Consider the following 22,834-nt stretch of genomic DNA (forward strand, 5'->3'; position numbering starts at 1 on the left):
CGCCTTTTGGCGGGCCGTTGTGTTTCAGTAACACATACGGCTGGCGACTGGCGCGCCTCTCGCGTACAACTTGCGCTTATCGATTACCCGGTTCCAAGGCTGACAATGCGACTGGTTTTCCCCACATTGATGCTCACCGCCCTCGCCCTGCTTTACGGCGCCGCTGGTGCAAACGCGACACCGCAACATGCGCTCACCGTCTATGGCGAGCCCGCCAAATATCCTGCCGGTTTCAGTCATTTCGACTACACCAACCCACTGGCCCCCAAGGGCGGAACGATGCGCCGTTCGGCGATCGAGATCGGCCATTTCGACCACATTCTTCCTTATATAGACAAAGGCATCGGTGTCACCCAGATCGACGGCCTTCTGTATTCGCCGCTGGCCCAGCGCTCGATGGACGAACCGTACACGGTCTACGGTCTGGTCGCGCAAAAGATCGAGCGCTCCGACGACGGCCTGTCGCTGCGCTTCTTCATCAATCCCAAGGCACGTTTCGCCGACGGCAAACCGATCACGGCCCAAGACGTGCGCTACACCTACGATCTATTGATGACTCAGGGCAGCCTGCGTTATCGCACGCAGTTCGCTGACGTCAAAGGCGTCGAAGTGGAAGCTCCGCTGACGGTGCGTTTCGATTTCAAGAACAACGAAAACCGCACCCTGCCGCTGGATATCGCGACCCTGCCGGTCTTTCCCGAACATTGGTGGAAGAGTCGTGACTTCGCCGGCGGCGGCGGATATGAACCGCCGTTGGGCAGCGGCCCTTACAGGGTCGGCAAAGTCGACTCCGGGCGCAGCATCACGTTCGAGCGCAATCCCGATTGGTGGGGCAAAGATCTGCCCGTCAGTCGCGGCCTCTACAATTTCGACCACTTCAGCATCGAGTACTTCGGCGACACCGACGTCGCCCGCCAGGTATTGCGCGGCGGCGCCTATGACTACAACCGTGAGTTCTCCGCCACCGGTTATTCGATTGGCTACGACAGCCCCGCCCTGCGCGACGGGCGCCTGCAAAAGGCCCATTTGGCCACCGAAGCACCGCAGTCAGCTCAGGGTTTTGTGTTCAACCTGCAAAAGCCCATGTTCCAGGATCGTCGCGTGCGTCAGGCTCTGGCCATGCTTTGGGATTTCGAATGGAGCAACCGGCAGATGATGCGCAACCTCTACATCCGCCAGCAGAGCTATTTTTCCAACACGGACCTGGCGGCCCGGAAGTTGCCAGATGCCGCTGAGTTGAAGATTCTTGAACCGCTACGCGCACAGGTTCCCGAAGAGGTCTTCACCAAGGTCTTTGAAGCGCCGAAAACCGATGGCAGTGGAATAATCCGTGATAAACAGCTGCAAGCTCTCGAACTGCTGGAGCAAGCCGGCTGGAGACCCGATGGCGATCAACTGGTGAATGCCAAGGGCGAGCCGCTCAGCTTCACTTTTCTGGTCAGCCAGAACGGCATGGATCGCCTGCTGCTGCCGTATAAACGCACGCTCAAACAGATCGGCATCGACCTCAACATCCGTCGCATCGACTCCTCGCAATACGTCAACCGCTTGATGAGTCGCGACTACGACATGATCGTCACCGGTTATCCCGTCAGCTCGTCCCCAGGTGGCGAGTTGCTCAACTACTTCGGCTCAGCATCGGCCAACGATCCGGGAGCCAACAACTACATGGTGTTGAAGAACCCGGCAGTCGACACGCTGATCAACGGACTCATCCGCGCCTCGACCCAATCCGACATGCTGCACTACGCCCACGCGCTGGACCGGGTACTGCAATGGAACTACTACTGGATCCCCAACTACTACCCGCCGGGAACGTCGACAGTCTGGTGGAATCGTTTCGGCATTCCATCGGTTCAGGCCAGCAATGACGAAGCCATCGAGAGCTGGTGGGAAATCAGCCGGACGCCGCTGACCAATCAACAGATGACCGCTGAAAAAATCACACGCGCCAGACCCGGAGGACCGCACTGATGTGGGGTTACATACTGCGGCGCCTGCTGCTGATCATTCCGACGCTGGTGATCATCCTGCTGGTCAACTTCGTGATTATTCAGGCCGCGCCCGGCGGGCCGGTCGAACAGGCCATTGCGCATCTGCAAGGCATCGGTGGCAGCGGCAACGTCGGTGGCGGCTCAAGCGAAACCATGAGCACTTCACGCGCCAGCCGTGGCCTCGATCCGCAACTGATCAAGGACATCGAAAAACAGTACGGCTTCGACAAACCGGCCCCTGAGCGTCTGTGGCTGATGCTCAAGAACTACGCGCAACTGGATTTCGGCAAAAGCTTTTTCCGTGGTGCCACGGTCACCGACCTGATCCTGGAAAAAATGCCGGTCACCATTTCCCTCGGACTATGGGCGACGCTGATCACCTATCTGATTTCGATCCCGCTGGGCATTCGCAAAGCCGTGCATCACGGCAGTCATTTCGATATCTGGAGCAGCACGGCGATCATCATCGGCTATGCAATGCCGGCGTTCCTGTTTGCGATGTTCCTGATCGTGCTGTTTGCCGGTGGCACCTCGCTGAACTGGTTCCCGGTGCGCGGGTTGGTGTCGGACAACTTCGAATCGCTGTCGACACTGGGCAAAGTCGCCGATTATTTCTGGCACCTGGTGTTGCCGGTGACCTCGCTGGTGATCGGTGGTTTCGCGACCTTGACGATCCTGACCAAGAACTCGTTCCTCAATGAAATAACGCGTCAATACGTGGTCACCGCCCGGGCCAAAGGCCTGAGCGAGCGCCGGGTGCTCTACGGACATGTGTTCCGCAATGCGATGCTGTTGGTGGTGTCGGGCATACCCCAAGCCTTTATCAGCGTGTTCTTCGCCGGATCTCTGCTGATTGAAGTAATTTTTTCTCTCGACGGCCTCGGCCGCATGAGCTACGAAGCGGCTGTCTCGCGGGACTATCCGGTGGTGTTCGGCTCGCTGTTCATCTTCACCCTGTTCGGCCTCTTGATAAAACTGATCGGTGATCTGTGCTACACGCTAGTGGATCCGCGCATTGATTTTTCCGCGAGGAACGCCTGATGCTCAATCTCTCCCCGCTGGGTCGTCGCCGTTTCGAGCGATTCAAGAAAAACCGCCGTGGCTGGTGGTCGTTGTGGCTGTTTATCGGTCTGTTTATCTTGACCCTGGGCGGCGAACTGATCGCCAATGACAAGCCGCTGGTGGTCAGCTATCAGGGCCAATGGTATTTCCCGGTATTCAAGCGCCACACCGAACAGGCGTTCGGCGGGCAACTGCCGTTCCAGGCCGATTATCGCAGCGACTACGTACAGAACCTGATCCACAAGGACGGCGGCTGGTTGCTGTTTCCGCCGATCCCGTTCAGTGACGACACGCCTAACTATGACCTGGACAAACCCGCGCCAAGTCCGCCGACATCGGTCAACTGGCTGGGCACCGACGATCAGGCGCGGGATGTCTTGGCACGGGTGATTTTTGGCGCTCGGGTGTCGATCCTGTTTGCGCTGATGCTGACGTTTGTCAGCGCATTGATCGGTATTGCGGCTGGCGCATTGCAAGGCTACTACGGTGGTTGGGTCGATCTGCTGGGGCAAAGACTGCTTGAGGTTTGGTCGGGGCTGCCGGTGCTGTACCTGCTGATCATCCTCTCCGGTTTCGTCGAGCCGAATTTCTGGTGGCTACTGGGGATCATGGCGCTGTTTTCATGGCTGGCGCTGGTCGACGTGGTGCGTGCCGAGTTCCTGCGCGGGCGCAATCTGGAATACGTCAAAGCTGCGCGTGCGTTGGGTTTGAGTGACCGCAAGGTGATTGTCCGGCACATTCTGCCCAACGCCATGAACGCCACGCTCAGCTATCTGCCATTCATTCTGACCGGGGCGATTTCCACGCTCACTGCACTGGATTTCCTCGGGTTCGGCATGCCCGCCGGCAGTGCTTCGCTGGGCGAGCTGATCGGTCAAGGCAAACAGAATCTGCAAGCACCGTGGCTGGGCTTGACGGCGTTTTTCACCCTGGCGCTGATTCTCTCCCTACTGGTGTTCATCGGCGAAGCGTTACGCGACGCATTCGACCCACGATCCTGAAGCGTGACCATGACTGACAACCTGATTGAAATACGAAACCTCAACGTTGCCTTCCAGGGTCAGACCGTGGTGCGCGACCTGTGTCTGGACATCCGCCCCGGCGAGTGCCTGGCGCTGGTGGGCGAATCGGGCTCGGGCAAATCGGTAACCGCCCATTCGATTCTGCAATTGCTCCCCGATTCCGAAGCGCAAACCACCGGCAGCATTCGCTATCGCGCACAGGAACTGATCGGCGCTGATCCCAAGGTTCTGCGTGAACTGCGGGGCAACCGCATCGCCATGATCTTTCAAGAGCCGATGACCTCGCTCAACCCATTGCACACCATCGAAAAGCAGATTGGCGAAACCCTGCTGCTGCATCGCGGCCTCGGTGGCAAAGCGGCGCAAAAACGCATTCTCGAACTGCTCGCACTGGTGGGCATCCAGAAACCCAAAGAGCGGCTCAAGGCGTATCCGCATCAGTTGTCCGGTGGGCAGCGCCAGCGGGTCATGATCGCCATGGCCCTGGCGTGCGAACCGGAACTGTTGATTGCCGACGAGCCGACCACAGCCCTCGATGTCACCGTGCAGCGCAAAATCCTGCTGTTGCTCAAGTCCCTGCAACACCGCCTCGGGATGTCGCTGCTGCTGATCAGCCACGACCTCAATCTGGTGCGCAGCATTGCTCAGCGCGTCTGCGTGATGAAGGCCGGGGAGATCGTCGAGCAGGCGCCGTGCGAAACCCTGTTCAACGAGCCCAAACATCCTTATAGCTGCATCCTGCTCAACGCCGAACCCGAAGGTGAAGCACTGCCTAGGGATGAGCGCGAGAATGTGCTGGAAGTCAAAGATTTGCGGGTTGAGTTTGTCGTCGGTGGCGGGCTGTTTCAGCGCAAACAGTATCTGCGTGCGGTAGACGGCATCAGCCTGAACATCCAGCGCGGCAAGACGCTGGGGATCGTCGGCGAGTCCGGATCGGGCAAGTCGACGCTGGGTCAGGCGATCCTGCGTCTGCTCGACTCCAAGGGCAGCATCCGCTTCCAGGGCGAAGCACTCGACAGCCTCAATCAGAAGCAGCTACGACCCTGGCGTCGGCAGATGCAGGTGGTGTTTCAGGATCCGTTCGGCAGCCTCAGCCCGCGAATGTCGGTGGCACAGATCATCAGCGAAGGCCTGGAGGTGCATCGCGATTCCACCGCCGATGAATGCGACGAGCAAGTGATCCGCGTGCTCAAGGAGGTCGGCCTCGATCCGCAGAGCCGACATCGCTATCCCCACGAGTTTTCCGGCGGGCAACGCCAACGCATCGCCATCGCCCGCGCACTGGTGCTGAAACCGGCGCTGATCCTGCTGGATGAACCGACTTCGGCACTGGACCGTACGGTGCAGAAACAAGTGGTCGCCCTGCTCCGCGATCTTCAGGAAAAGTACGGGCTCACTTATCTGTTCATCAGCCACGACCTGGCGGTGGTCCGCGCCTTGGCCCACGACATGATTGTGCTCAAGGACGGCAAAGTGGTCGAGCGCGGCGCCAGTCATGAGGTGTTTGATTCGCCGCAGCATCCGTACACCCAAGAGTTGTTGGCGGCGGCGCATTCGAGGTAGGCATAATCGGCGCACAACTTGAAACCGTTTCTAGAACATCGCTGGCAGGCCAGCGCCCACAGAGTCTTCTGTTGTAGACATAACTTGTGAACGCCCGTGAAACCTGTGGGTGCGGGCTGCCCGCGAAAGGGCCGGTACTGGCAACACACAATCAGGATCAGTCTGCACATGAACACCACCGAAAGCCTCAAGGACTACCAACGGGTTCGCACCCTGGCGATCCGCTCGCTGTTCGAAATCATCGAGCAATCGAGCGAAGGCACGGTGATTGTCGACCGCGATGCCAACATCGTCTGGATGAACGAGCGTTACGCCCGGCGGTTTGGCCTGGAGTCCGCCGCAGGCGCGATCGGCAAGCCTTGTGAAAGTGTGATCCCCAGCAGCCTCTTGCGTGAAGTGGTGCGCACCGGACGGCCGATTTTGCTCGACATGCAAGACACGCCAAAAGAACCGTTGGTGGTAATGCGTCTGCCGATTCACGACGACGCCGGCACAGTCATCGGCGCGATAGGCTTCGCCCTGTTCGATGAGTTGCGCACACTGTCCCCGATGCTCAAGCGCTACCTGAGCATGCAGGAAGAACTCGCCTCGACCCGCTCACTGCTGCGCGCACGTCAGACCAAATACAACTTTGCCCACTTCATCGGCACCAGTGCGGCCAGCCTCGAAGTCAAACGCCGTGCGCGGCGCAGCGCCAGTGCTGATTCGCCCGTCCTGCTACTCGGTGAAACCGGCACCGGCAAGGAGCTGCTGGCTCAGGCGATTCACAGCGCCTCGCCCCGGGCGCACAAAGCTTTCGTCAGCATCAACAGCGCGGCGATTCCGGAGGCGCTGCTCGAAGCCGAGTTTTTCGGTACCGCCCCTGGCGCATTCACAGGCGCCGACCGTAAGGGCCGCACCGGCAAGCTGCAGATTGCTCAGGGGGGCACGTTGTTCCTCGACGAAATCGGCGACATGCCGCTGCCGCTGCAAAGCAAATTGCTGCGGGTGTTGCAGGAAAAGGAATTCGAACCTGTAGGCTCCAACGAAGTGATCCAGAGCGATGTGCGGGTGATCGCGGCGACCTCCACCGACCTGCAAGCAGCGATCAAGCGCGGCGAGTTTCGCGCGGACTTGTATTACCGCCTCAACGTGCTGCCGATCCAGGTGCCGCCGCTGCGTGAACGACTCGACGATTTGCCCGCGCTCAGCGAAGCCATTCTCGAAGAGCTGCGCAGTCAGCATGAACTGCACCGTGAAGCGTTGGCATTACTGGGGCAACATGCCTGGCCGGGCAATATTCGCGAGTTGCGCAATGTGCTGGAGCGGGCGGCGTTGCTCAGTGATGACTTGATGCTGACGCAGAGTGACATTCGTGCGGCTGTCGGCACGTTTACTCCGGTTGAACGTGCGACGACGCCGACGGTTGAAGCGCTGACCGAGGAAACATTCGCTCAGGCGCGAGAACGGTTTGACCGACAGTTGATTCAATCTGCCCTGGCGCAATGCGCGGGGAAGGTGCCGGAGGCAGCGGCTCGGCTGGGGCTCGGGCGGTCGACGCTGTACAAGAAAATGCTGGCGCTGGGGATCACAGAGTCTCAATAAAGAGACTTAACTCTCTGAAGAAAGACAAAATTCAAAGCACCGCTGGCAACCCAGTTCCCACAGGCTGATCACTGCGTCTGCAGGAGCAGACTTGCCAGTGAAGACACCCGCACACCCCATAAAAATCTCAAAACATAGACTAGATATTGTTTCCACCCTTCTGAAAACTCATTAAACCCATACATTTCAATACGTTACGAACCTGGCACAAAACTCGCTATAGCCTCTCCCACACCCGTTTCACCCACAAAAATAACAATTCTGGAGAGACACACCATGAATGTGATCATTGCCTTGGCAGCCCTCGCGTTGCTGATGCTGGCGGCCTACCGCGGCTACAGCGTTATTCTTTTTGCCCCGATTGCCGCCCTCGGCGCAGTCCTTCTCACCGACCCCTCCGCCGTAGCGCCTGCGTTTACCGGGGTGTTTATGGAAAAAATGGTCGGTTTCATCAAGTTGTACTTCCCCGTTTTTCTGCTCGGTGCCGTGTTCGGCAAGTTGATCGAGTTGTCGGGGTTCTCGCGATCGATCGTCGCGGCCGCCATTCGCCTGCTAGGCACCCAGCAGGCCATGCTGGTGATCGTGCTGGTCTGCGCACTGCTCACCTACGGCGGCGTTTCGTTGTTCGTGGTGGTGTTTGCGGTTTATCCGTTTGCGGCGGAGATGTTCCGCCAGAGCAATATTCCCAAACGCCTGATCCCGGCGACCATCGCCCTTGGTGCATTCTCGTTCACCATGGACGCCCTGCCCGGCACGCCGCAAATCCAGAACATCATCCCCAGCACCTTTTTCAACACCACCGCATGGGCGGCGCCGTGGCTGGGTTTGGTCGGCACGATCTTCGTGTTCTGCGCTGGCATGCTGTTCCTGCAGCGCCAACGCAACAAGGCCCAGCGTGCCGGTGAAGGTTACGGCACGGCGTTGCGCAATGAGCCGGAAACGGCTGAAGACCTCAAGCTGCCCAACCCGTGGATTGCGCTGTCACCGTTGCTGGCGGTGGGCATCATGAACCTGCTGTTCACTCAGTGGATTCCGCAGTGGTACGGCAAGACCCACAGCCTCGCGCTGCCGGGCATGGCCACGCCCGTCACCACCGAAATTGCCAAACTGACAGCGATCTGGGCAGTCCAGGCCGCGTTGCTGATCGGTATCGTGATGGTGCTGGTATTCGGGTTCAAGGCGATTCGCAGCAAGTTGGCCGAAGGCAGCAAAAGCGCGGTCAGCGGCGCGTTACTCGCTGCGATGAACACCGCTTCCGAATACGGTTTTGGTGCGGTGATTGCTTCGTTGCCGGGCTTTCTGGTGCTGGCCGACTGGCTCAAGCAGATCCCCAATCCGCTGGTCAACGAAGCCATCACCGTCACCCTGCTGGCGGGTATTACCGGCTCCGCGTCGGGCGGCATGAGCATTGCGCTGGCGGCGATGTCCGAGCAGTTCATCAGCGCCGCGCACGCAGCGAATATTCCACTGGAAGTGCTGCACCGCGTGGCCGCCATGGCCAGCGGCGGCATGGACACCCTGCCGCACAACGGTGCGGTGATCACGCTGTTGGCCGTGACGGGCCTGACGCACCGTGAAGCCTATAAAGACATTTTCTGTATTACGCTGATCAAGACCCTGGCGGTTTTCGTAGTGATCGGCACTTTCTACGCCACTGGCATTGTGTGAGGTATTCATGACGACTCTTACGGGCAAGACCGCACTGGTGACCGGTTCCACCAGCGGCATCGGTCTGGGCATCGCGCTGAGCCTGGCCAAGGCTGGCGCCAACCTGATCCTCAACGGTTTCGGTGATGCCTCCACAGTCATCGCCGAAGTCGGCCAATTCGGCGGCAAGGTCGGCCATCATCCGGCCGATGTCAGCGACCCGGCACAGATTGCCGACATGATCGCCTACGCCGAGCGCGAATTCGGTGGCGTCGACATTCTGGTCAACAACGCCGGCATCCAGCATGTCGCTGCCGTGGAAGAATTCCCGGTTGAGCGCTGGGACTCGATCATTGCGATCAACCTGTCTTCGGTGTTTCACAGCACTCGCCTGAGCTTGCCGGGCATGCGTGCCAAAGATTGGGGGCGGATCGTCAACATCGCGTCCGTACATGGCCAGGTCGGGTCCACCGGCAAGGCTGCCTATGTGGCGGCCAAGCACGGGGTGATCGGCCTGACCAAAGTGGTGGGCCTGGAAACCGCGACCAGCAATGTCACCTGCAACGCCATCTGCCCGGGCTGGGTGTTGACGCCACTAGTGCAAAAGCAAATTGATGACCGCGCGGCCAAAGGCGTTGACCCACAGCAGGCGCAGCATGATTTGCTGGCCGAGAAGCAGCCATCGCTGGAGTTCGTCACGCCCCGGCATTTGGGTGAATTGGTATTGTTCCTGTGCAGCGAGGCTGGCAGCCAGGTGCGCGGCGCGGCGTGGAATATTGATGGTGGGTGGTTGGCGCAATAAGCCGCGATACCTTCAGAAAACAAGAGGCACACAATGTCCGACATCCTCTGGCAACCCGACGCCAAACGTATCGCCGATTCGCGCATGGACGCGTTCCGGCGTTTCGCCAATCAGCGCCATTCGCTGAACCTGGACGACTACCCGGCCCTGCACCAATGGAGCATCGATCAGCGCGAAGCATTCTGGCAGGCCATCGTCGATTTCTTCGATATCCACTTTCATGACCAGCCCGATGCCGTGCTGCGCGAAGGTGCGCAAATGCCCAGCGCCGAGTGGTTCCCGGGCGCCACCCTGAACTTCGCCGAACACCTGTTGCGTCGCCGCGATGATGCCGTGGCAGTCGTCGCGGTGGCGGAAAACGGTCAACGTGAACAGTTGACCTGGGCCGAACTGGCCCAACACGTCGCCGGATTTCAAGCCAGCCTGCAAGCGGCGGGCGTCGGCCTCGGCGACCGGGTCGCCGCGTGCATGCCCAACACTTGGCAGACGCTGATTGCGATGCTGGCCACCACCAGCCTCGGGGCGATCTGGTCGTGCTCTTCACCAGACTTCGGCACCCACGGGGTCATTGACCGCTTCGGCCAGATCGAACCGAAAGTGCTGCTCACCTGCGCGGGCTATCGCTATGCCGGCAAAGCGATCGACCAGACCGACAAAATCAACGGGATACTCGAGCAACTGCCCACATTGAGGCAGTTGATTATCGTGCCTTATGCCCGGCCGCAAGCCCGCGTCGAGTCTTACCGAACGCAGGCTGAAGTGACCCTGTGGGATGACTTTTATCAAATCGGTGGCGAACCGGATTTTGTCCCGGTGCCCTTCCATCATCCGCTTTACGTGCTGTATTCCAGCGGCACCACCGGTGTGCCGAAATGTATCGTCCACAGCACTGGCGGCGTGCTGATACAACACGTCAAGGAACACGCTCTGCATTGTGATCTTGGCCCCGGGGATCGGCTGTTTTACTACACAACGTGCGGCTGGATGATGTGGAACTGGCTGGTATCGGCGCTCGCCGTTGGCAGCGCCGTGGTGCTCTATGACGGTTCACCGTTTCATCCGGACAATCAACGTTTGCTGAGCCTGCTCGACGAAGAACGTATCAGCGTGTTCGGCACCAGCCCCAAGTTCCTTGCGACCCTTGAAAGCAGCGGCGCAAAACCCCGGGAAAGTCATGATCTGGGTAGCCTGAAGATGCTGCTTTGCACAGGTTCGGCGCTATCGCCACAAAGCTACGATTTCGTTTACCGCGACTTCAAACCTGACGTGTGCCTGGCGTCGATGTCTGGTGGCACCGATATCGTCTCGTGCTTCGTCAATGGCAATCCAATGTCGGCGGTGCGTCGTGGCGAAATCATGGGCAAGAGCCTGGGCATGGCCGTTGAAGTCTGGAATGACGTCGGCCAGCCAGTGATTGGCGAAAAAGGTGAACTGGTCTGCACCCGGCATTTCCCGGCCATGCCGATCGGTCTGTGGAATGACAGGGACGGAACAAAACTGCACCAATCGTATTTCAGCCAGTTTCCCGGTGTCTGGGCACAGGGCGATTACGCCGAACAACGGCATCACGGTGCAATGCTGATCCATGGCCGCTCCGACGCAGTACTCAATCCGGGAGGGGTGCGCATCGGCACGGCGGAGATCTATCGACAGGTCGAGAAAATCGCCGAGGTGCTCGACAGCGTCGCCATCGGTCAGCTGTGGCGCGATGACGTGCGGGTGGTGCTGTTTGTCAGCTTGCGTGAAGGGCTGGCACTGGATGTGGCGCTGCAGCAGCGCATTCGTCAGATGATCCGCGCCAACACCACACCCAGGCATGTGCCGGCGAAGATCGTTGCGGTCACGGACATTCCACGCACCATCAGCGGCAAGATTGTGGAACTGGCCGTGCGCGAGGTGGTACATGGGCGACCGGTGAAAAACACCGATGCACTGGCCAATCCCGAAGCACTGGAGCAGTTTCGGGATCGGCCTGAGCTGGAGACCTAGTTAAAGATATTCGAACCCGATTGCGACACCGGTCTGCTCCAGCCTTCTTCCAGGGGCGGATCAGTTAAATCGTGTGTAGTGGCGACGTTCAGCCTGATCAATACAGGGCCGGCAACGGTGCTACCTTCATTTTTTTCAACGGCTTCGCGCAGTACTTTCAGATTGCTTTCGAAGGTCGCTTTATCGATGCTCATCTGACCAAGAAGCGAAGTGAGTACCGCCAGGGAATCAGCGTTTTCAAAGGCCATGGCACTGGGGTGCAAGAGGCTGTCGGAATCTGCAACCGGCAGTCGCCCCAAGGCAAGATTGAGCAGTGCAGTCACGTCCAGTTGCTGCCCCGCCCTGGCAGCGTCAGCGACCTCCTGAGCATAGCCAACATCATGGTTCTGTGCGACGCCATGAAATAGCTCGTGGATCACATCATCCGCCACGACGTCATGGTTCATGCCTTTATCGATAAACTGTCGATTGATATTTGGCGTATTGATATGGATGAACGCAATCGGGTTCTCCCCACCGGTACGTTTCCATTGCTTGTAAGCCTGCGGATCGAACTCAGCGATATCGTTCGTCTGCTTGAGCGGGTCGAGAACAAAGTTGCTGATGGAAACGCCGGCAAAATCAGCCCTGATCGCCCGCAGATAATCCAACACACGATTCGCCGCATCGCCGGACGTTTTGCCCATCAATATCTTTATCAGGGCATCACGCTCAGTTCGATAATCATGGTTCATCAACACACTGATCGCACTTTCTATTTTTACCCGCGCCCGCGGCAGGCTTTGCTCGAGGAAGAGTCGCGTGTAACTGACAGGCAGCGTTCGATTGATGCGTGGTAACTGAATCCTGGCAGTCACGTTGAAGTTATCCAAGGCTGGCCCCCAAGGCTTGCCCAATCGATCCAGTGCATACCACTTGTAGTTATTGCGCGCCGCCAGGCACGTGAGCGTGTCGGCGACCGAAGCATTCGGCCGCCATGTTCCCTGGGCTGCCGAGGCGTTATCGACTGAGCGGATCAGATTCTTGCCTTTACTACTGCCATGCATAGTGCCCAATTGAGATTTGGCCAGTCCCAGAAGTTCCAGCGTGGGCTTGCTGAATCGCAGCAAACCCTTGTGAACGAGTTTACTGACGCCATATATAGCCGTTGGCACTCCATCGACCGGATTGAAAGCAGATACGGAGGTCGCCACCACGAGTTTTGTCACCCGCGCAGCTTTGCTGGCCGCAGAGATTGCCTTGGCGGAAATACTCAAAGCCTTGACCCCGGCACCGTAGAATGCGCCTCCCAATGCAATGACATCCATGAGGCAACCATAGACGCCATCGACGACTTTGTTGTGCTCACCACTTGAAATGTCCTCGATGCACTTTTTGAAAGGCACGGCCAGATCAACAAAATACGTGGCGATTTTCTCGCCTTTGGCCCGCTCCCTTTCCAGTTCCGTTGGCTCTGCAGCCGCCGCCACCAGTTCGTCAAAGCTGATGATCGGATGATGACTGACGATGAGCTCGGCAAGGCGCACAAGTTGTGGATGGCTGAAGTTTCTGTAAACACTGCGCTCCAGCTTTACCGATGTGGAATCGGCATGGAGCACGCCAAGCTTTTCCGCAACTGCTTGACCAGAGCCCGAAACGAATTCCGAACTGTCGCCATACAGGTACTTGGAAAAATCAATATTAAAGGACGATTTGGCGATAGGGTCATCGTGCGCCTTCAGGTCACCGTTGAAATCAATCCTGGCGGGTTGCTGAAACAAGCCTTTCTTGACCAGTTCATTACCCAGTTGATTGTTTTTGATCAGTTCGCCTCGCAGAGTGAACAGCTCATAAGAGGTAAGCTCAGCGCCATTTTTCACGCACATCAATAGCCCGAAGCGTCCGGTAGCGGCATCCTTGCCTTGTCGTGTTTCGTAATTCACTTCATAGGTAAGCGGCCCGGCAATACGATGCGAGGAGGTTTCAATAGCGTTGTCGCGGAACGTAAAGAAAGTGACGGTGCCTTGCAAAAACGCCTGCAGATCTGCATGAGGCATGTTGGAAAGCGCCAGTTTCACCGTAGCGATCAACGAGCGATTGAGGTTTGTCTCAAAGACCCGTAATTGGCGATGAAACTCTTGGTCATTGGGGCGCAGGCGACGCAGTCGGGGAAACTCTTCGTGGATACTCGCAACCGAAGGGTCATGTTGTTTTGGCCGCTGGTAATTGGTCACGCCACCGTGCAAGGAAGGAATATTGGAATAGACATTATCCGGGAAGATTTGCGGCCGATCCCACTCCCCTCCGGACAGATCGCCAGACATATGCAAATCGATCATGCAAGCAGCCGTCGGAGACGACCCAAGGCCCGGATGCTGGTGAAGTACTTTATCTTCCAGAAAATCACACAGCGGCGCCGCATCTTCCAGCGCCTGCTTTGCGATCAAGCGCCTGTCCGGCAGACGCCCATTACGCGGTACGAAATGGTCCGCATACCCCTGAAAGGCAGACAGTGCGCGCTCTGTGGTTTCTTTTCCGTTGCTCGCCAATTCAGACGATGTCACCACTTCATTGATCAATGCCCAATCGACCATCGGACCGATCATGGCCAGGTCACGCAGATGCACCTGGGCTTCAGTTAAGGGCTCCAGATCGGCATAAGCGACGATTTGTTCATAACTCAGCACACGTGAGGCGCCCTTGCGTACTGATTCGGCCAGTACCACGGCGCGGCAATAACTCATCCAGTCTACTGAACCCAACAGTAACGAAGACGGAATACCCTTGACCAGGAACTCAGGAGCAATACCCGCCAACAACAAGTGTGCGGCCACTGGCGCCAAATCGATTGATGCCATTTGCTTGGTCACCAGAAGGCTCTGCAATTCCTGGCATGTGGTTTTGGAATCGCGTCCGACATTGCTCGGTGCGTAAAGCTCAAGGCCGGCAATCGACTTGCAGACAGCGCTGCCGCCAATTGATGGATCGACATCTAACAAAAGTGCGGTCACCAATAACCGGGCGAGACCGGAATTTGAGGGTGTGTCTCCCGGCTGAGAACCAAACCACTGCAGTTTTTGCAGATAAGCCGTGGCCAGATCGCGCGCAAAGGTGTGGCTCAGTACACGGCCAACCCACCCGGCGACGTTCTCTTCGGTGACGGCGGTTTGTCCAGTATTGCGGTGCAGGACATCCAACAGTTTTTTACCTGCACCCACCAATTGTGCAGTCACCAGACGTATGGCGCGACATTGCTCGGCAGACAGGACAATCAGCGAATGATCTTCAGCATCCAACTGTGTCCAGAAATTGCCGAGCACATCCACTTTCGGATTGAATTCAAAATAACCGATCAGGTTCTTCGTTTGCGCCAACGTTTGCGGAACAGGCAGCCCGTGAAACTTGAGCCATTGATCGATATCGACATAATCGACGTCATAGATATACCCGCCGGCCTGTTTGGCAATATCACCAACGACCAGAACATTTTTATATAAATAAGTGAGCTGAGGAATATTATCGAGATCCACTTCATGCCATTTTTCAGTTTCCTTGCGAAAGACTTCAACTCCACCTTTTTCATTTACCCTGACCAACGCCATATTCAATGCGCGATGGCGACGCAACTCACTCATGATCCGGTCGTTGTTGGCCAACTTGCTCCAGAACACGCGCCCGGGGTTGAACACCTCATAAAAAGACGAGCCTGCCCGCACCTCAACGGTATAACCCTGCCAGCTATAAACCGGATCAACCCCTTGCTCTTTGACTCCATCGCGCAACTGGGCAAGTACGAGCTCTCGCTCTTCAGCATCAAACGCCTTTCGACGCTGATGCTCCTGACAAAAAACGCCATAAGACTTGAACAACTTTCCTGCAACCTCAGATGACATCACAATTTCCTTATCAATATTTATGCGCTCTAGTTGCGCCTGAAAAGTTAACCCCATTCGCAACTAGATAAGCCATCAGATATTTATAAGCCAATATGTAAGCCACGAAAAAACCAACACCCAACTACTCCAACAACCCCCAATCATCATGCCCTTCTTCCCGATGACTCACACTGTCCATTTGCAACTTAATCTTCAACCTCAAATTAGTTACAGAGTCAGCATGTTTCAACGCCTCTTCTTCGCTGAGCACTTGCTCTTCAAACAGACTGAACAATGACTGATCAAATGTCTGCATGCCCACAGCCCCAGACTTTTCCACGATCATTTTAAGTTCACCTAATTCATTGCGGCCTATCAGATCGCTAATAGTCGGCGTTCCCAACATTACTTCCACCGCGGCCCTCCTCTGCCCGTCAACCGTGCGCACAAGTCGTTGTGAGATACACGCTCTCAAGTTAACGCCTAACGTCTGCAACAACGGCGACCGCCGCTCCTCCGGGAACATATTGATAATCCGGTCCAACGCCTGGTTGGCGTTATTGGCGTGCAAAGTGGACAGCACCAGATGCCCGGTCTCGGCGAACGCCAATGCATGTTCCATGGTTTCACGGTCGCGAATTTCGCCGATCAGCACCACGTCCGGCGCCTGACGCAGAGTATTTTTCAAAGCGACATGAAAACTGCGGGTGTCGACGCCGACTTCACGCTGGTTGATGATCGAACGCTGATGACGGTGGATGTATTCGATCGGGTCTTCGATGGTGATGATATGCCCGCTGCTGTGGCGGTTACGGTGATCGATGAGCGCTGCCAGTGACGTTGATTTTCCCGAATCGGTGGCGCCGACGAACAAGATCAGCCCCTGTTTGAGCATCACGGTTTCGAGCAATACCGGCGGCAGTTTCAAGTCCTCGAAACGCGGAATGTCGAGCTTGACGTTACGGATCACAATCGACACATCGTTGCGCTGTTTAAAAATGTTTACGCGAAAGCGTCCGACACCGGTTCGAGAAATTGCCAGGTTCATTTCCAGATCCCGATCGAACTCCCGGCGCTGCTCGGCGTCCATCACCGAGTTGGCAATTGAGGCTATCTCACCGGGCTTGAAGCGTTGTTCGCTCAACGGCGTCAGCACCCCGTCGAATCGCGCACTCGGTGGTGCGCCTGTTGACAGAAACAGGTCCGAGCCGTGACGGTCCGCCAGTTGTTTGAGCAGTGCATCGATTTCCATGGCAAAAAGCACCCGCGAAGCTTTCAATGAACAGAGAGGCCCGGTGCCGTGACGCGACGGGCCAAATGGCGTCTACCGAACTAGGATAGTAGACGCCGCCTCACCGACCGACGCTCAGGATTGATGTAATGAACGCTGTACCCACCACCGATGACGCCCAGGCACTGATCGCCCGTACCGACTGGAGCCAAAGCCCGCTGGGCGCCTCCGGTACCTGGCCGCAGAGCCTGCGCACGGCAGTGGACATCGTGATTCACTCGCCGATGCCGATGTTGCTGTTGTGGGGGCCGGAGCTGACGCAGATCTATAACAACGGCTTTGCCCTGCTTGCCGGGAGCAAGCATCCGAGCGCTTTCGGACAGCCTGCCCACCAGATATGGCCGGAACTTCGAGACTTCACTGACCCGATTTACAGCGCCGTCCTACAAGGCCAGGTGCGCACCTACAGCGAACGACGCTTCACCCTGCAACACGACGGCAAGGATTCCGATTTCTGGCTCGACCTGACTTACAGTCCGATCCGCGATGAAAGCGCAAACGTGGCGGGAATTCTGGTCACGGCGATTGAAACCAACGAGCGGCGGCGTATTGCTCTGGAACTGCAACGGCGCTCCGACGAAAGCCTCAAAGCCCAACGTGAAACTGAAGAGCGCCTGCAACTGGCGCTCGCCGCAACCGATGCGGTGGGCACCTGGGACTGGGACATCGGCGAAGACCGCTTTATTGCCGACGCGCATTTTGCTCAATTGCACGGCATCGATCCCGCCCTGTCGGGGCAGTTGCCAATCACCGAGTACCTGCAAGGCGTGCATCCCGAGGATCGGGCAATGGTCGCGCGCAGCATCAAGCACTGCATCACCCACGGCACCGAATACGCCGAGGAATATCGTCTGCTGCAACCTGGCGGACAACTGCGCTGGGTGTTTGCTCGCGGGCGCTGCTACAAGGATCACCATGACCGGCCGGTACGCTTCCTCGGCGCCGCGCTCGATCTGACCGAGCGTAAACACACCGAACAAGCGTTGCGTCAAAGCCAGACCGAGTTGCAGTTGATCATTAACGCCATGCCGATCCTGATCAGCTATGTCGACCACGAAGAACGTTTTCGCCTGAACAACGCGGCGTATCTTGACTGGTACGGCCAGACGCCGCAGGAGCTCTATGGCCGCACGATTCGTGAAGTGATAGGCGAAGAGGCGTATTTCCTGCGCCTACCGTATATCGCCGAAGCGCTGGCGGGCCGGCCTTGCTCATTCAGCCTCTACACGCCGCACCGCGACGGCAGCAACCGCCATGCCCTGATGAACTACTTGCCGCGCCTGGGCGCAGAGGGTGCGGTCAATGGTTTCTACATCTTTGTGATCGACGAGTCCGAGCGCAAAAAAACCGAGGAGGCCCTGCGCAACCTCAACGAAACCCTGGAGGAGCGCGTCAGCGCCCGCACCGAGCAACTGGCTCAGGCCAATCAGCGGCTGCAGAACGAGATGTTCGAACGCGAGCGCGCCGAAGACGCGCTGCGCCATGCACAGAAGATGGAAGCGGTCGGGCAGCTCACCGGCGGCATCGCCCATGACTTCAACAATATGCTCACCGGGATCATTGGCAGCCTCGACCTGATGCAGCGCTATATCGCCAACGGCCGGACCGATGAGATCGGGCGCTTCACCGACGCCGCGGTGTCGTCCGCCAACCGTGCGGCGGCGCTGACCCACCGTTTGCTGGCGTTTTCGCGGCGACAATCGCTGGATCGCAAGACGCTGAATGTCAACACGCTGATCCATTCACTGGAAGATCTGATCCGCCGTACCAAGGGCGATCCGATCGAACTGACATTGCGCCTGGCCGATCAGGTGTGGCCGGTCAGCACCGACGTCAGCCAACTGGAAAACGCCCTGCTCAATCTGGTGATCAACGCCCGGGACGCCATGCCTCATGGGGGTGAGTTACTGATCGAGACGGCCAACGTCTATCTCGACGGCAGCGATATCACGACGCTTGAGCCAGTCAAGGCTGGCGATTACCTGATGCTGGCGGTCAGCGATAACGGTACCGGCATGACGCCTTCGGTGCGATCGAAAGCGTTCGATCCGTTTTTTACCACCAAACCCATCGGCCAGGGCACCGGTCTGGGCTTGTCGATGATCTATGGTTTTGCCCAGCAATCGGGCGGGCATGTCAGCCTCGACAGCTTGCCGGGCCAGGGCACTTGCGTACGTTTGTACTTGCCGCGCCTGCATGGCGTTGAGCCTGAGCACCCGGCTATGGAGCCGATTGAGCAGACCCCGAGCACCGTCACCGGGGAAACCGTGGTGGTGGTGGAAGACGATCCGGCGGTGCGCATGCTAGTGCTCGATCTGCTCAACGAGTTGGGCTACAACGCCCTCGAAGCAGAAGACGCGAAGACCGCCCTGCCCTTGCTGGAATCCGGCGTGCGGGTGGATTTGCTGGTCACCGACGTTGGCCTGCCGGGCATGAACGGCCGGCAATTGGCGGAAATCGCCCGGCAGCAGCACCCACGACTCAAGGTGCTGTTCATGACCGGTTATGCGCAAAAAGCCGCCGAGCGTCAGGGTTTTCTGGAGGACGGCATGGACATGGTGGCCAAACCGTTTTCCATTGAGCTTCTGGCCAGCAAGATCCGCACGATGCTCAGCCAAACGCCTTGAGTTGAGGCATAATCCGCGGCCCGCCGTCACCCCGTTATCAGGTATCGCAAGATGAAAGCCCAAGCCCGCCACATCCTGGTGAAAACCGCCGAAGAAGCCGAACAGCTCAAACAACGCATTGCCAAGGGTGAAGCGTTTGATGTGCTGGCCAAAAAATTTTCCACCTGCCCGTCCGGCAAGCGCGGCGGTGATCTGGGTGAAGTGCGGCCGGGGCAAATGGTCGGTGCGATCGACGCGGTGATTTTCAAGAAGCCGCTGCGCACGGTCCATGGGCCGATCAAGAGCAAGTTCGGTTATCACCTGGTGCAGGTGTTTTACCGGGACTGAAGGGTCGACTCGCGGACCGACTGCGCAGCAAGCGGCATCCACCGCTTACCTCGGAATCAGCGCCCCAGGCACCTGAATCACCCGACTCGCCAACCGGTGCCCCGCCGCGGCCGCCTCCGTCGGGCTGCCCCCCAGCAAACGACTGGCCAGATACGCCGCACTGAACGAATCCCCCGCCGCCGTGGTGTCCACCACCTTTTCGACCTTTTGCGCCGGCACCTCAAACACCTCACCGTCGCACCGGATCAGACACGCCTGGGCGCCCCGTTTGAGCACCACTTCCGGTGTGCCGATCTGCGCGTAAGCCTCGAACACGGCATCGCCGTCAGCAAAACCAAACAGCGCCTGGTCGTCATCGACCGTCAGCAACGCCAGATCGACATAGGGCAAAACGCTGCGATAGGCCGCCCTCGCATCCTCCGACGACGCCCACAGACGTGGCCGGTAGTTGTTATCGAAGACAATCCGCGCATCACGCTGGCGGGCCTCGGACAACACTTCGATCAGTCTTTCCCGGCCCTGCGCACCGAGCACGGCCAGGGTGATGCCGCTGAAATACAGCACGTCGTAATCCGGTAACGCCGCCAGAATCGGTTCGGCGGCCGGGGTGGTGAAGCAATCGCGAACGGCCGCTTCGTTGCGCCAGTAGAGAAAACGCCGTTCGCCGTTGGCGTCGGTCTGGATGCAATACAGGCCGGGCAAACGACCCGGCAGGCGTTGCACGAGATCGAGGCCAATGCCTTCGCTGGTCCAGATCTGGCACATGGCGTCGCTGAAACTGTCATCGCCCAGGGCGGTGACGTAGTCAACCTGAGCCTGATCGCCCAAGGCGCGGGACAGGTACACGGCCGTGTTGAGGGTATCGCCGCCGAAGTTTTGCAGCAGACTGCCGTCGGCGCGTTGCTGAAGTTCGATCATGCACTCGCCAATCAAGGCGATGCGCGGGCGGTGTGGGCCCAAGGGGCTGAGGCTGGTCATTTTGTGGGTCTCTGTTTGATCGAGGGTGTCTGGGCAGACGCCTTGGCGAGCCTTAGAAACAGGTCTCCATGCACTCGATCACCGTCAACTGCTCGTCGACCAGCAACCCCACGCGCCATTTATCAAAGGTCAGGCACGGGTGCGAAGTGCCGAAGGAAATGATGTCACCCACGCGCAGCTCAACGCCCGGCGCTACGGTCATGAACGCGTGCTGATCCATCACCGCTGTCACTTTGCACGCGCCGACGTCATCGCCCACCGCCGGCACCACACCGGCCTGGTAACGCAGCAACGGTACCGGCAGACCGGCATCGAACGCGACATCCCGTTTGCCCAGCGCAATCACCGCAAACCCCGGTTCCGGCATCGACTGCACATGAGCCCAGACCTCCAGCGCCGGCCGCAAACCTTCGTGCAAATCGCTGCGCCGATCGAGCACGCAGCACTGCGCCTCTTTGTAGATGCCATGGTCATGCGCGACATAACTGCCAGGGCGCAACACACTGAGGAAACGTCCGCCCGCGTTCTGCGCCTCGAACGATTCGGCAATCAGGTCATACCAAGCCGACCCCGAAGCCGTGATGATCGGCTTGGCAATGGCAAACGCGCCGCTGTCCTGCAACTGCACCGCCAGACGCACCAGCGACGCGGCGAACTCACGAATGCCGCTGACCGCGTGATCGCCATGAATCACGCCTTCGTAACCTTCGATACCGGTCAACGCCAACGAAGGTTGCGCGTTGATTGCTTTGGCCAGTTCGATGACTTCCTGCTCGCTACGGCACCCGCAACGACCACCGACCACGCCGTATTCGATCATCACGTTGAGCTTCACACCGCGCGAGGCAAAGTAAGCACCAAGATCGGCCACGTTGTCCGGGTGATCCACCATGCAATAGAACTCGAACGACGGATCCGCCAGCAGATCGGCAATCAATGCCATGTTTGGCGTGCCGACCAATTGGTTGGCCATCAGCACCCGGCGTACGCCATGGGCATAGGCCGCACGGGTTTGGGTCGCACTGGCGAGGGTGATGCCCCAGGCACCGGCGTCGAGCTGGCGCTTGAACAGCGCCGGGGTCATGCTGGTTTTGCCGTGGGGCGCCAACTCGGCGCCGCTGTCGCTGACAAACTTTTGCATCCAGCCAATGTTGTGTTCCAACGCTTCGCGGTGCAGCACCAGCGCCGGCAGGCTGACGTCACGCGCCAGGTGCGCGCCGATCGCGGCATCGCCCTTTTGCGCAGCAGTATTGATGGCAGTCGTCATGGTCAAACTCCTCGCAGCCGCGGCCGCAGGCCGCCGCGTTTATTCGTTGATTCGCCGGGCGAGACTGTTGGCGCTCTCGATCAGAACCCGGCGATAGTCGTCGTAATTGTTCTTCGCATCGGCCCGTGGTGCGACGATGCACAGGGTGCAAATGGCCACGCCATTAGGGTCTTTGACCGGAGCGGCGAAGCAATGGGTGAAGGTGTCGGCGACGCTGTCGAAGGAAAAAAATCCGTCGATACCGGCCTGACGGATCTGCGCCAGAAACAGCTCCAGCGACAAGCGTTCACCGTCGGGCAGGACGTAATCGTCTTCGTCGATCAGGTCGACGATTTGCTGGTCACTCAGGTGCGCCAGTAGCAAACGACCGGATGCCGTCCACGGAATCGGCGCGTTCTCGCCGATGTCGGAAGAAATACGGAAATGCCGTTCACCTTCCTTCATCAACGCCACCGTGTACTTGCGCCCATTGAGCAGGCACATCTGAGCGGTTTCACGGGTCTGGCTGACGATCTCCTGCAAGGCGTGATCGGCCTCGCGGCTGAGGTCGAAATGACGCAGGTGCGCCTGACCGAGGAAGTACAACTGCCGGCCGAGATAGACGTGACCGTCCTTGCCCACCGGTTCCAGAATCCGCCGCTCCAACAAGGACGCGACCAACTCATAGACCGTGGATTTCGGGCTGCCGATGCCGTTGGCGATGTCGTTCGGGCGCAGCGGCTGGCCGATTTCCTTGAGGAAATCGAGGATATCGAACGCTCGGTCCAGGCCACGAGCCCGGCGTTTGATGGTGTCTTCGGTCATTTCTGCAGTCCCCAATGAAAGTG

The 22,834-nt window shown here is 58.4% G+C and carries 15 protein-coding genes; 10 read left to right on the forward strand and 5 right to left on the reverse strand.

Annotation, left to right across the window (positions count from 1 at the left end):
• Positions 1-105 precede the first annotated feature (105 nt).
• The 8 genes from ACIOWA_RS03960 (at position 106) to ACIOWA_RS03995 (ending at position 11,663) form a co-directional block, all read left to right on the forward strand.
• Positions 106-1,974, forward strand: a complete 1,869-nt coding sequence (locus tag ACIOWA_RS03960) for an extracellular solute-binding protein (RefSeq protein ID WP_339433151.1) — start codon at positions 106-108, stop codon at positions 1,972-1,974.
• Positions 1,974-3,035, forward strand: a complete 1,062-nt coding sequence (locus tag ACIOWA_RS03965; protein WP_339433150.1) for a microcin C ABC transporter permease YejB — start codon at positions 1,974-1,976, stop codon at positions 3,033-3,035. The genes ACIOWA_RS03960 and ACIOWA_RS03965 overlap by 1 nt, the downstream gene beginning before the upstream one ends.
• Positions 3,035-4,057 (forward strand): ABC transporter permease, encoded by a 1,023-nt coding sequence (locus tag ACIOWA_RS03970; protein ID WP_339433149.1) that lies wholly within the window; start codon positions 3,035-3,037, stop codon positions 4,055-4,057. Before ACIOWA_RS03965 ends, ACIOWA_RS03970 begins: the two co-directional genes overlap by 1 nt.
• A gap of 9 nt (positions 4,058-4,066) precedes the next feature.
• Complete coding sequence (locus ACIOWA_RS03975; RefSeq protein ID WP_401158335.1) at positions 4,067-5,641, forward strand: ABC transporter ATP-binding protein; 1,575 nt, start codon at positions 4,067-4,069, stop codon at positions 5,639-5,641.
• 168 nt (positions 5,642-5,809) lie between these two features.
• Positions 5,810-7,225 carry a sigma 54-interacting transcriptional regulator gene (locus tag ACIOWA_RS03980; protein ID WP_339433147.1) on the forward strand — a complete coding sequence of 472 codons (1,416 nt, stop codon included), beginning with the start codon at positions 5,810-5,812 and terminating at the stop codon, positions 7,223-7,225.
• Positions 7,226-7,501: 276 nt separating this feature from the next.
• The gene (locus tag ACIOWA_RS03985; RefSeq protein ID WP_401158338.1) at positions 7,502-8,893 is read left to right on the forward strand and encodes a GntP family permease; all 1,392 of its coding nucleotides are present in this window, start codon (positions 7,502-7,504) and stop codon (positions 8,891-8,893) included.
• A gap of 7 nt (positions 8,894-8,900) precedes the next feature.
• Complete coding sequence (gene hbdH / locus ACIOWA_RS03990) at positions 8,901-9,674, forward strand: 3-hydroxybutyrate dehydrogenase (RefSeq protein WP_401158340.1); 774 nt, start codon at positions 8,901-8,903, stop codon at positions 9,672-9,674.
• 33 nt (positions 9,675-9,707) lie between these two features.
• Positions 9,708-11,663: an acetoacetate--CoA ligase gene (locus ACIOWA_RS03995; protein ID WP_401158342.1), complete on the forward strand. Its 1,956-nt coding sequence runs from the start codon at positions 9,708-9,710 to the stop codon at positions 11,661-11,663.
• Here the strand turns inward: ACIOWA_RS03995 and ACIOWA_RS04000 are convergent.
• Both ACIOWA_RS04000 and ACIOWA_RS04005 read right to left on the reverse strand, forming a co-directional pair.
• Positions 11,660-15,535, reverse strand: coding sequence for a hypothetical protein (locus ACIOWA_RS04000; RefSeq protein ID WP_401158344.1), 3,876 nt, complete (start codon positions 15,533-15,535; stop codon positions 11,660-11,662). The two genes, ACIOWA_RS03995 and ACIOWA_RS04000, sit on opposite strands and share 4 nt — an antisense overlap.
• A 124-nt stretch (positions 15,536-15,659) precedes the next feature.
• Complete coding sequence (locus ACIOWA_RS04005) at positions 15,660-16,769, reverse strand: PilT/PilU family type 4a pilus ATPase (RefSeq protein WP_339433142.1); 1,110 nt, start codon at positions 16,767-16,769, stop codon at positions 15,660-15,662.
• A gap of 128 nt (positions 16,770-16,897) precedes the next feature.
• Here ACIOWA_RS04005 and ACIOWA_RS04010 point away from each other — a divergent pair, with 128 nt between their 5' ends.
• The gene (locus tag ACIOWA_RS04010; RefSeq protein WP_339433141.1) at positions 16,898-19,435 is read left to right on the forward strand and encodes a PAS domain-containing protein; all 2,538 of its coding nucleotides are present in this window, start codon (positions 16,898-16,900) and stop codon (positions 19,433-19,435) included.
• 51 nt (positions 19,436-19,486) lie between these two features.
• Positions 19,487-19,762 (forward strand): peptidylprolyl isomerase, encoded by a 276-nt coding sequence (locus ACIOWA_RS04015; RefSeq protein WP_007912322.1) that lies wholly within the window; start codon positions 19,487-19,489, stop codon positions 19,760-19,762.
• A gap of 45 nt (positions 19,763-19,807) precedes the next feature.
• On the opposite strand, the gene ACIOWA_RS04020 is transcribed toward ACIOWA_RS04015, so the two are convergent.
• The 3 genes from ACIOWA_RS04020 to ACIOWA_RS04030 are packed head-to-tail and all read right to left on the reverse strand — an operon-like array spanning position 19,808 to position 22,811.
• Positions 19,808-20,740 carry a sugar kinase gene (locus ACIOWA_RS04020; RefSeq protein ID WP_401158347.1) on the reverse strand — a complete coding sequence of 311 codons (933 nt, stop codon included), beginning with the start codon at positions 20,738-20,740 and terminating at the stop codon, positions 19,808-19,810.
• Between the two features lie 52 nt (positions 20,741-20,792).
• Positions 20,793-22,007, reverse strand: coding sequence for an amino acid deaminase (locus tag ACIOWA_RS04025; RefSeq protein ID WP_401158349.1), 1,215 nt, complete (start codon positions 22,005-22,007; stop codon positions 20,793-20,795).
• Between the two features lie 39 nt (positions 22,008-22,046).
• A complete protein-coding gene (locus ACIOWA_RS04030; RefSeq protein ID WP_339465936.1) occupies positions 22,047-22,811 on the reverse strand; it encodes an IclR family transcriptional regulator in 765 nt (254 codons plus the stop codon).
• Positions 22,812-22,834: the final 23 nt, after the last annotated feature.

This window comes from Pseudomonas sp. NPDC087614, from assembly GCF_044743485.1.
GTDB classification, from domain to species: Bacteria; Pseudomonadota; Gammaproteobacteria; order Pseudomonadales; family Pseudomonadaceae; genus Aquipseudomonas; species Aquipseudomonas baetica_A.

Excerpts from the sequence above, each read along its gene's own strand:
- ACIOWA_RS03960 (WP_339433151.1), top strand. The coding sequence starts at position 106 with ATGCGACTGGTTTTCCCCACATTGATGCTCACCGCCCTCGCCCTGCTT.
- ACIOWA_RS03965 (WP_339433150.1), top strand. The coding sequence starts at position 1,974 with ATGTGGGGTTACATACTGCGGCGCCTGCTGCTGATCATTCCGACGCTG.
- ACIOWA_RS03970 (WP_339433149.1), top strand. The coding sequence starts at position 3,035 with ATGCTCAATCTCTCCCCGCTGGGTCGTCGCCGTTTCGAGCGATTCAAG.
- ACIOWA_RS03975 (WP_401158335.1), top strand. The coding sequence starts at position 4,067 with ATGACTGACAACCTGATTGAAATACGAAACCTCAACGTTGCCTTCCAG.
- ACIOWA_RS03980 (WP_339433147.1), top strand. The coding sequence starts at position 5,810 with ATGAACACCACCGAAAGCCTCAAGGACTACCAACGGGTTCGCACCCTG.
- ACIOWA_RS03985 (WP_401158338.1), top strand. The coding sequence starts at position 7,502 with ATGAATGTGATCATTGCCTTGGCAGCCCTCGCGTTGCTGATGCTGGCG.
- hbdH (WP_401158340.1), top strand. The coding sequence starts at position 8,901 with ATGACGACTCTTACGGGCAAGACCGCACTGGTGACCGGTTCCACCAGC.
- ACIOWA_RS03995 (WP_401158342.1), top strand. The coding sequence starts at position 9,708 with ATGTCCGACATCCTCTGGCAACCCGACGCCAAACGTATCGCCGATTCG.
- ACIOWA_RS04000 (WP_401158344.1), bottom strand. The coding sequence starts at position 15,535 with ATGTCATCTGAGGTTGCAGGAAAGTTGTTCAAGTCTTATGGCGTTTTT.
- ACIOWA_RS04005 (WP_339433142.1), bottom strand. The coding sequence starts at position 16,769 with ATGGAAATCGATGCACTGCTCAAACAACTGGCGGACCGTCACGGCTCG.
- ACIOWA_RS04010 (WP_339433141.1), top strand. The coding sequence starts at position 16,898 with ATGAACGCTGTACCCACCACCGATGACGCCCAGGCACTGATCGCCCGT.
- ACIOWA_RS04015 (WP_007912322.1), top strand. The coding sequence starts at position 19,487 with ATGAAAGCCCAAGCCCGCCACATCCTGGTGAAAACCGCCGAAGAAGCC.
- ACIOWA_RS04020 (WP_401158347.1), bottom strand. The coding sequence starts at position 20,740 with ATGACCAGCCTCAGCCCCTTGGGCCCACACCGCCCGCGCATCGCCTTG.
- ACIOWA_RS04025 (WP_401158349.1), bottom strand. The coding sequence starts at position 22,007 with ATGACGACTGCCATCAATACTGCTGCGCAAAAGGGCGATGCCGCGATC.
- ACIOWA_RS04030 (WP_339465936.1), bottom strand. The coding sequence starts at position 22,811 with ATGACCGAAGACACCATCAAACGCCGGGCTCGTGGCCTGGACCGAGCG.